Genomic DNA, 7,815 nt, shown 5'->3' with positions numbered 1-7,815 from the left:
AGATCCTCCCATCCTCGCCCCCCCTCATGCCGCGCCGCAGGCCGCGGCGGGAGCCCAGCACCAGCACCCCGCCGGCGGCCGCCTCGACCCCCTGCGGCGGCGGGCTGGCCCCCTCCGCGGTGGGCTCGCTGGGGTTGAGGCACGGCGGCCACCACCCCGACTGCCCGGGGCCCGGGTTCCACGCGGGCGCGTCCAGGCCGGGGCACGTCCTGGGGGCGAGCGGGGGCGGCGGGAGCTCGGCCAGCTCCTCGGGCGCCCCGGCGCAGGGCAGGGCCTCGTACCCGTCGGCGGCGAAGGTGTGGGTGTTGAAGAAGGCGTTGTGGCTGTGGCTGAGGGTGTAGAACAGCGTGCCGGGGTGCTGGGCCAGCCGCTCGTCGATCCCGGCGCGCAGCACCTGGCCCCAGTTGTTCGCCCCCGCCCGGCTCCAGCCCCCGGCGGTCCCCGGGTTCCGGCCGCAGTCGATCCAGGGCACGGTCCTGCGGTCGATGAGCCAGGACTGGATCGTCCACCAGGAGTCGTAGTAGCCGTAGACCTCCACCCGCCACACGCGCCGGAAGTAGGGCCCCAGCGGGTCGCCCGGCCACAGATAGACCGCGTACTCGGGCGGGAAGACCACCCGGCCGTAGGCGGCGCCCGTGTCGGGGTCGGTGAACCGCCCCTTGACCACGACCGGGCTGCCGCCGAGCAGGCTCAGGCGCTGGGCCTGGGTGAGCTGCGCCCAGGCCTGGGCGTACACGTCGAACATGCTCATTGGGCCAGCACCTGCACCCGGACCTCGCCCGCGGCGGTGGCCGCGACCTCCACCCGGTCCACCGCGTGGGTGATGTCGTACACCCGCCCAGGGAGAAGCTGGAACTGCGCGCGGTGCTCGCCGTCGCCGTTCTGGGCGTCGATGACCAGCGTCACCACGGCCGGGTTATCCCCCAGGTTCTCGATGAACCCGCGCGTGGCCGACTTGTTGAGCGCAGCCTTGAGCCGGGCCGGGCTGGCCTTCTCGTTGGCAGGGGCCTCGAGCAGCCACACCGACGGCAGCCGCCGGGGGTCGTGCCCCACCAGATCGGGGGCAGCCCGGCCGTACTCGTAGGAGATCGCCCGGTAGAGGTCCTCGAGGAGGGCGGCCTGCCGGGCCTGGCTGCACTCGAGCGCTTTCAGGTTCTCGGCCATGGCCTGCAGGATGGGCCCGAACACCCGGGCGAGCTCCTGGGCCTGGCCGCCGGGGAGCAGCGTGTTAAGCACCGCAACCACACCCTTTCTTTTCGGGCACCTCGACGGGCCGGGGCTGGGGGCCGGCGAACACCAGCAGGGCCACCAGCGCCACGGTGGCGTAGGCCAGGATCGAGCCCCAGCCGTTAAGGTAGCCCCGCCCCACCTCCCGGCTCACGTCGAGCCGGGCCTCCTTGGCGTTGGCGGGCTTATTCTCCACCGGCCGCCCCCTTCGACTTCTGCTCGAGGCCGGCCCCGCGCATCCGCGTGAGGGCCGCCTCCACCTGGGCCTGGGCCGCCTCGCGCGAGAGGCCCGGGGCGTAGCGCTGCACCATGCGGGTGGCCTGCTCGAGCTTGGTCGGGCCGGACCTGGTGCCCCGGAACCGTTCCTCGACCGACTGCACCGCCTTGTCGGCGATGGCGGGCACGCGCTCGGTGAGCCACTTCTCCCACTGGCCCGCCAGCAAGCGGATCAGGGGCGCCAGCACCACCCCCACCCCAGGGATCTGGCCGGCCAGGGCGGCCAGGGCCTCCCCGGCCAGGCGCAGGAAGCCCAGCGCGAGGACGCCCTGCACCAGCCACACCAGCACGGTGTTCCAGTCGGGGAGCAGGGGGGCCAGGGGGGAGAGGTCGAAGCCGCCCGGGGCCGGGGCCTGGCCCTGGGCGTAGCCGAAATTGAACGCCACGATGCCCGCGAAGATGAGCACCGAGAGCACCACGTAGAGGATGGCGGGTAGGTCGATTCGTCTCATGGCGGGGCTCCTAGAGGGCCTTGAGCAGCCGAGTGGCCAGGCCGGTCTCGAGCGACGTGCTGGGGGTCAGGAGGGCGAGGGTGGCGCCGTGGGCCAGGGTGGCGGCGCGCAGCACCGGCGAGGCGAGCTTGAGGCGCTCGAGCACCTGCACCCCCTCGCGCTCCACGGGGTCCACCGCGACGGTGGGCTCGGCCTTGAGCACCGGCAGGGTGCCCACCCGCTCGATGGGGTCGACGCGAACGGCGGGCTCGGGGGCGGGCCCGGGGTTGTACGGCACCACCGCGCGCTCGAGCACCGGCTGGGCGCCGGAGGTCTCGTCGAACTCCTTGCTGCCCCCGGCGAACACGGCGGGCTCCTCGCGCTTGAGCACCGGCTGGGCCGGCTTCTGCGCGGAGGCCTGCTGCTTGCGGTAGAGGGCGTAGCCCACCCCGCCCACCAGGGCCAGGCCGGCCACGCCGGCGACGATCAGATAGACGGGCTTCACCTTGTCGTTCATGTCGGCTCCTGTGCCTTCGTGTGCCTAGAGCCAGGGCTGGTCCTGGCAGAGCTCGGGCGCGAGGCGGCAGGGGTCCTTGGAGACCCCAAAGCCGCTGCCCTCGGCGGGCCGGGGGCTGTTCTTGGCGTTCATGAGGGCCCCGGCGTAGTCGTAGCCGACGCCGAAGGAGCCCTGGCCCTCGGGCTCGGCCTTCTTCTCCAGCATGGGCCGGAGCTGGAAGTAGCCGAAGATGGCCAGGCCGGCCAAGGCGGCCAGCAGCAGGGCGGTGCGGGTCTGGTTCTCGTTCACGGGAGGATCCCCCTTTCGGTGGGTGCGGGTTGGGTCTGCGGCCGCAGGGCCCGGCGGGCCCGGGGCCGGGTAGGGGCGGGCGCCTCGGCCGGGTCGGCCAGGGCGTCCTCGACGCCGCGGCCGACCCGGAGCTCGAGGTAGATGGCCTCGAGCAGCCGCTCCACCTTGGCCATGCGGTGCACGACCAGGTACAGCAGCGCGGCGAAGGAGGCCACGCCCATCCCCTCCTTGAGCAGGGGGGAGACGAAGGACACGAGCTCCATCTAGAACACCCCCTGCGCGTTGAGGTCGGCCAGCTTGCGCTTGACCTCCTCGGCCTTGGCCTGGGCGGCCTGCTGCTCGGCCTGGGCCTGCCGGTACTGCTCCCGCAGGTCGGTGGCCTGGGCGTAGCCCTGGGCGACGCCCTCCCGCAGGGCCTGCAGCTTCTGCCGGTCGGTGGGGTGGCTGCTCTTGCTCTCCAGGGTGCGGGCCTGGGCCAGCGGGCCTAGCCCCCTCACGTAGTTCTGGCACTGGCTGTAGGCCAGCCGGTCGCGGCTGGAGCCCTCGAGGCTGTGCCACTCGTTGAGCGAGCAGACGGGGAAGCCGTTGCAGTTGTACTTCCAGACCGGGCTCTGGGCGTAGGCCTCGCAGGGCGGGGCGCTGGCGGTCTCGATCTGGCGCATCCGCTGCGCGGCGGCGTCGGCGGCGCCCTGCCACCTGCGCAGATCGGCCTCGAGGGCCGCCAGGAGCTGCAGCTTGGTGGCCTTGCCGTCGGGGTCGGTGTCCTTGGGGACGAGGCTCGAGCCCTCGACGGTCTGCTCGGCCGGCAGGGGGCGGGTGAGGGCGTAGGCCCCCACCCCCAGCAGGGCGACGCCCGCGGCCCCGAGCGCGATCTTGAGCGCGGCGCTCATCTGGACTCCTTCAGGGCGTAGGCCAGCGCGGCCGCGCCGGCCACCCCCAGCACCACCAGCGCCACCGCGCGGAAGCCCTGCGAGCCGTAGAAGGCGAAGGCCCGGAGGTTCTGGGAGCCGTAGAAGTAGCGCTCCTTGTCGCGGCCGGCGGTGATGCCGGCCGCCTCGAGCTGGGCCCGGATCCGGGCCCGCTCGACCTCCTGGGCCTCGCGCAGGGCCCGCTCCTGGGCGGCGATCTGCTCCCGGGCCACGCCGGCCTGGGTCTGGGCGATCTGGTAGCCGGTGACGCCCTGGACGATGCCGCCGACCAGTTCGATTCCCCCTTTGACGAGCGCGCCGGTGAGCGGGTCCACGGCTACCTCCGCGCGGCGAGGACGACCACCAGGCCGGCCAGGCCCAGGCCGCCCACCACCCACACCCAGTCCGGGACGTCGAGGCCGGCCTTGGGGGTCACCTGGATCTGGGGCTGGGCACCCTGGCCCGGGCCCACGGTGGCGTTGGCCTCGAGGCCCACGCTGAGCTGGCTCCCCCGCAGGATGGGCACCCACGACTGCAGGGCCTGGCCGGTCTGGCTGAAGATCTTGAGGATCTCGTAGTCGTAGCCGTCCCCGTCCCGCGCCGCCGGCACGGGCGAGGCCGGCACGGGCTGGTAGGGGAGGGAGAGCGCCCCTGACCCCCCGACGCCGAACCCCAGCCCCCCGGGGGCCGCCCCGTAGGTGGCCTCGTCGCTGAACTGGCCGGCGTCGTAGTCCAGCGTGGTCCTGGTGCCGAAGCCCATGGCTACAGCCCCCCGCGCACGTCGAGCTCGGCGAGCTGGGCCTTGCGCACCGGGTCGAGGGTGCGCACCTCCTGCAGGTAGGCCGGCAGCCTCAGGATGAAGGGCGAGCGTTCGTTGACCACGTGGGTCAGGCTCGACTTGATCTCGAGGCCGATGGTGAAGTCGTCGGAGAGGACGTTCTCCTGGGGCCAGCGCATGGCGGCCTCCCCGTCGGTCTGGTTGACGGTGTGCAGGGCGGAGACGGAGGAGTTGAACAGCGTCACCGCGGCGGTGTCGCTGGCGCCCAGGCGCCGGTAGGCGCGCAGGCGCATCTCCCCGTCACCGTGGACGTAGTAGGCCTCCACGTCGGTGGTGCCCGCGGGCTCGACGTAGGTCACCGAAACCCCGTAGTTGATGGCCTTGATGCAGGCCCGGCGCCACACCCCGCCCACCTTGCACCAGACCCGAACCTCGGGGTGGTACTTCGAGGCCTCGGTGTTGAGGGCCGGCTTGGGGTGGGGGGTCTGGATTACGGGGACGTTGATGGTGGCGTCGGCGTCGGCCCCGCCGTTGGCCCCGGCCTCGGTGTACTGCGCGTAGAGGTAGGCCCGGACGATCCGGCCGGCCTCGAGGCGCAGCAGGGTCTCGGTGGGGACCTCGAACTCGGCGGCCTTGAAGAACTCGCCGGGGGTGAAGGCCTGGGCGGCCTGGAAGTCCTTGAAGTCGATCAGGAAGGGGCGCCAGGGCTCCATCGCCACCACGGGCGGCACCACGGCAGGGGCCACCGGGGCGGCGGCCGCGGCCCGGGCGGGCACGTCGGAGAGGCGCTCGCTGACGCGAGCGGCCTGGGCCTTGAGGGTCTGCAACAGTTTCATGCTGGGCTCCTTTGGCGAAGGCCCGGCCCGGGGTGGGGCCGGGGCCTCAAGCTCACTGCCGTCCTCGGCTAGTTCTGCTCCACCGCCAGGATCTCGAAGCGGGTCTCCGTGCGGGACAGGTCCACCGCCACCGGCGAGTCGATCCAGAACTCGAGGGTGTGCTCCTGGGGGTTGCGGATGCCGGCCTTGTCGACCGGGCCCAGGTACTGCGTCACCTGGTCGGCGAACTTCACGTTGCGCTGGTCGCCCTCGCTGAGGCCGTAGTACCCCTGGTAGGGGAACTTGCCCAGGAAGGTGCCGAAGTCCTCGCCGTTGCGCTTCTTGAAGACGTAGACCTCGCTCTCCAGCGGGATCTCCGTCCCGCTGTTGTCGTACAGCTTGAGGATGATCTTGGAGGGGTTCGAGAACAGGTAGGTGGTCCCGCGCGGGGTCTCGATCTCGAGCATCTTGTCCAGGCCGTTGCCGCGCACCGGGAAGCGCTTGACTTCGGCGGAGGCGAGGTTGATCCTGCGGGTGCGGATTTTCTGGGTCATGGGGTTTCTCCTTGCAAGTTTGCCCGCCGGGCTACTCGATCGAGAGCAGGGCGGAGACGATGTTGGCGAAGCCGCTGGCGGCGAAGCCCAGGGCCAGGTAGTCGACGGCCAGCTCCTTGCTCTGGCCCATCAGCACGGTGCCGATGAGCACCTGGCCGGCGCTGACCAGCAGCCGGTTGGCCTGGGCGTCGGGGACGCGCCGGGTGGTGTCGGCGACGACGTTGCCCTGGGCGTCCTTCTTGGGGGCGTAGTACACGATGCCCTCCCCGGGCACCTTGTCGGCGATGCCGAACTTGTCCCGGTAGGACGTGTACAACGCCTTGCGCGTCATGTGCGCGGCCAGCACGCCGATGGCGGTGCTGATGACGCGGGGATCCTGGATCACCGCGATGGGGTTGCTGGGCATGTCAAGCCCGCGGGGTTTGGTCTCGTCTGCCACGGTTGGGTGCCTCCTCGAGGGTTGGCCCTCCAGCCGCACCCTGCGCGCTCCCCGCGCGGAAATCCAGCGCACGCCGGGCGGCCGTGGCGGGTGCCCGGCGTGGGTGCCCACCGTGGGCACGGCGGCGGGGCGTGCTCGAGGCCGCGCACGCGGAAGCCCGGCCCCCGGAGCCAGCAGACCGGGCCCCGTGCCGCCCGCGCCGGGCGCCCACCGTGGGCTAGCCGTTCAAGGCTGGGCTTGGCGGGTAAGGGCGGTGAGGTACTCCCAGACGAAGGTGTAGAGCTCGGCCACGTGCTTGGGTCGCCCGCTGAGCACCAAGTTCTCCCCCGAGTCGAGGGCCAGGCGCAACACGGTCTTGATCGACAGGATGAACGTGGCCACGAACACCCCGCCCAGAGTGGCCGCGGCGATCAGCACCTGGTGGAACTCCACCCCGAAGGCGTCGGCGAGGGCACGCGCCATGGCCGCGAAGGCGCCATCCTGGCGGTAATAGGCCACCACGGCCCACACGTGCAGCACCGCAGCCGCCGCCAGCCAGCCCCAGGGGTAGACGATGGTCTTCTCCAGGGCGCAGACGCTGCGGAGCTTGGCGCGAACGTTCCAATCGCCGTGGCCCACGATGAGCCATCCCTGGTCAGCAGCCACCGGGACCCGCTTGCCTCTGCAGCGTACCTCGTAAGGGAAATTGACGCGCGTCGATCGGGGTACAGCCATGTTCTCCACCTCGTAGCGCTGCCCAGTTTAGGGCTCACTCCAAGGTGGTGCCGGTTATTTGACCTTACAGGCTCACGACCCGGCGCCGCCGGGGGTCGGCGGGGTCACGCAGCACCAGGTTGGCCAGCGACTTGTCCATGTCGCGCACGGCGTACTCCGGCGGGTTGGGGTCGGTGGGCGAGGGCCGCTTAAGGGTGCGCACCCGCTCGCCCAGCTCGGGGAACACCACCGCCATGCGGCGCACCTCGTTGAACTCGGTGAGCTGGAAGGTGATGTAGTGCGTCACCTGCTTCTGCACCGTGAGGTTGAGCCCCCCCGAACTCGTCACGATGCTCTGGGTGACGAAGAGGAAGGAGAGGCCCTGCTCGCGCCCGCCGGTGATGGCCAGGATGAACCCGCGGCAGGGCTTGCCTTCCGGCAGCAGGTTGTGCGCCTCGTCAACCACGCACAGCACGAAGCGCAGGCGCATCAGCACCCGCCCCAGCCGGTCCATGAAGTGCCAGGGCTCGGGGTCGATCACCTGGAAGAAGACCCGGCGGTGCTCCACGATCAGCCGGAAGAGGGCTTCCTCGCTGACGGCCTTGGCGTCGCTCACGGTGAAGCGGGCCCTGGGGCCCACCAGGTCGGAGAACTCCCGCTTGACGTTGCACACCACCAGGTAGGCGAAGCGGCCCTCGAGCGCCCCGATGAGCTGGCGGTTGAGGGTGGACTTGCCGCACCCCGACTTGCCCACCGTGAGGATGCGGAGGGTTTGCCCACCCGCCATGCCTAGCCCTCCCTAGCCCTCTGAGCCGACAGGGGCCGTTTGCAGCGGGGGGGCGGGGCGGGCGGCCACCGCGGGGTCGGCACCCGGCGCCAGGCCCACGGC

At 71.8% G+C, this 7,815-nt stretch carries 15 protein-coding genes; all 15 read right to left on the bottom strand.

The features are described 5' to 3' along the window. Positions 1 to 751 (bottom strand): hypothetical protein (locus tag MEICH_RS29250; RefSeq protein ID WP_218916394.1); only part of this gene is annotated, 751 nt, incomplete at its 3' end. Next, positions 748 to 1,236 carry a hypothetical protein gene (locus MEICH_RS28510; RefSeq protein WP_157202669.1) on the bottom strand — a complete coding sequence of 163 codons (489 nt, stop codon included), beginning with the start codon at positions 1,234 to 1,236 and terminating at the stop codon, positions 748 to 750. The genes MEICH_RS28510 and MEICH_RS29250, both read right to left, overlap by 4 nt. Further along, complete coding sequence (locus MEICH_RS0107760; protein ID WP_027892130.1) at positions 1,229 to 1,423, bottom strand: hypothetical protein; 195 nt, start codon at positions 1,421 to 1,423, stop codon at positions 1,229 to 1,231. The genes MEICH_RS28510 and MEICH_RS0107760 overlap by 8 nt, the downstream gene beginning before the upstream one ends. Next, a complete protein-coding gene (locus MEICH_RS30125) occupies positions 1,413 to 1,955 on the bottom strand; it encodes a hypothetical protein (RefSeq protein ID WP_245587631.1) in 543 nt (180 codons plus the stop codon). The genes MEICH_RS0107760 and MEICH_RS30125 overlap by 11 nt, the downstream gene beginning before the upstream one ends. Before the next feature lie 10 nt (positions 1,956 to 1,965). Continuing rightward, positions 1,966 to 2,451 (bottom strand): hypothetical protein, encoded by a 486-nt coding sequence (locus tag MEICH_RS0107750; RefSeq protein ID WP_027892128.1) that lies wholly within the window; start codon positions 2,449 to 2,451, stop codon positions 1,966 to 1,968. A gap of 24 nt (positions 2,452 to 2,475) precedes the next feature. Next, a complete protein-coding gene (locus tag MEICH_RS0107745) occupies positions 2,476 to 2,739 on the bottom strand; it encodes a hypothetical protein (RefSeq protein ID WP_027892127.1) in 264 nt (87 codons plus the stop codon). Further along, positions 2,736 to 3,002, bottom strand: a complete 267-nt coding sequence (locus MEICH_RS0107740) for a hypothetical protein (RefSeq protein ID WP_027892126.1) — start codon at positions 3,000 to 3,002, stop codon at positions 2,736 to 2,738. The genes MEICH_RS0107745 and MEICH_RS0107740 overlap by 4 nt, the downstream gene beginning before the upstream one ends. Further along, a complete protein-coding gene (locus MEICH_RS0107735) occupies positions 3,003 to 3,629 on the bottom strand; it encodes a hypothetical protein (protein ID WP_027892125.1) in 627 nt (208 codons plus the stop codon). After that, positions 3,626 to 3,982: a hypothetical protein gene (locus MEICH_RS0107730; protein ID WP_027892124.1), complete on the bottom strand. Its 357-nt coding sequence runs from the start codon at positions 3,980 to 3,982 to the stop codon at positions 3,626 to 3,628. The genes MEICH_RS0107735 and MEICH_RS0107730 overlap by 4 nt, the downstream gene beginning before the upstream one ends. Positions 3,983 to 3,984: 2 nt before the next feature. Further along, the gene (locus tag MEICH_RS0107725; RefSeq protein ID WP_027892123.1) at positions 3,985 to 4,407 is read right to left on the bottom strand and encodes a hypothetical protein; all 423 of its coding nucleotides are present in this window, start codon (positions 4,405 to 4,407) and stop codon (positions 3,985 to 3,987) included. Between the two features lie 2 nt (positions 4,408 to 4,409). Next, complete coding sequence (locus MEICH_RS24215) at positions 4,410 to 5,261, bottom strand: hypothetical protein (protein WP_051304041.1); 852 nt, start codon at positions 5,259 to 5,261, stop codon at positions 4,410 to 4,412. A gap of 68 nt (positions 5,262 to 5,329) precedes the next feature. Further along, positions 5,330 to 5,794, bottom strand: a complete 465-nt coding sequence (locus MEICH_RS27025; protein WP_051304040.1) for a hypothetical protein — start codon at positions 5,792 to 5,794, stop codon at positions 5,330 to 5,332. A 31-nt stretch (positions 5,795 to 5,825) separates the two neighbouring features. Further along, a complete protein-coding gene (locus MEICH_RS24205) occupies positions 5,826 to 6,233 on the bottom strand; it encodes a hypothetical protein (protein WP_157202668.1) in 408 nt (135 codons plus the stop codon). Positions 6,234 to 6,458: 225 nt separating this feature from the next. Then, positions 6,459 to 6,878, bottom strand: a complete 420-nt coding sequence (locus MEICH_RS0107705) for a hypothetical protein (RefSeq protein WP_027892122.1) — start codon at positions 6,876 to 6,878, stop codon at positions 6,459 to 6,461. A gap of 133 nt (positions 6,879 to 7,011) precedes the next feature. Further along, complete coding sequence (locus tag MEICH_RS0107700) at positions 7,012 to 7,713, bottom strand: AAA family ATPase (RefSeq protein ID WP_027892121.1); 702 nt, start codon at positions 7,711 to 7,713, stop codon at positions 7,012 to 7,014. Between the last annotated feature and the right edge of the window lie 102 nt (positions 7,714 to 7,815).

It is taken from the genome of Calidithermus chliarophilus DSM 9957 (assembly GCF_000430045.1).
Lineage (GTDB): Bacteria > Deinococcota > Deinococci > Deinococcales > Thermaceae > Calidithermus > Calidithermus chliarophilus.
The sequence above is the reverse complement of the archived record's forward strand: the minus strand, read 5'-3'. Positions and strand labels throughout refer to the sequence as shown.

Bases quoted from the DNA above. Each gene is read 5' to 3' on its own strand.
- MEICH_RS30125 (WP_245587631.1), bottom strand. From the start codon at position 1,955: ATGAGACGAATCGACCTACCCGCCATCCTCTACGTGGTGCTCTCGGTG.
- MEICH_RS0107750 (WP_027892128.1), bottom strand. From the start codon at position 2,451: ATGAACGACAAGGTGAAGCCCGTCTATCTGATCGTCGCCGGCGTGGCC.
- MEICH_RS0107740 (WP_027892126.1), bottom strand. From the start codon at position 3,002: ATGGAGCTCGTGTCCTTCGTCTCCCCCCTGCTCAAGGAGGGGATGGGC.
- MEICH_RS0107735 (WP_027892125.1), bottom strand. From the start codon at position 3,629: ATGAGCGCCGCGCTCAAGATCGCGCTCGGGGCCGCGGGCGTCGCCCTG.
- MEICH_RS0107725 (WP_027892123.1), bottom strand. From the start codon at position 4,407: ATGGGCTTCGGCACCAGGACCACGCTGGACTACGACGCCGGCCAGTTC.
- MEICH_RS24215 (WP_051304041.1), bottom strand. From the start codon at position 5,261: ATGAAACTGTTGCAGACCCTCAAGGCCCAGGCCGCTCGCGTCAGCGAG.
- MEICH_RS27025 (WP_051304040.1), bottom strand. From the start codon at position 5,794: ATGACCCAGAAAATCCGCACCCGCAGGATCAACCTCGCCTCCGCCGAA.
- MEICH_RS0107700 (WP_027892121.1), bottom strand. From the start codon at position 7,713: ATGGCGGGTGGGCAAACCCTCCGCATCCTCACGGTGGGCAAGTCGGGG.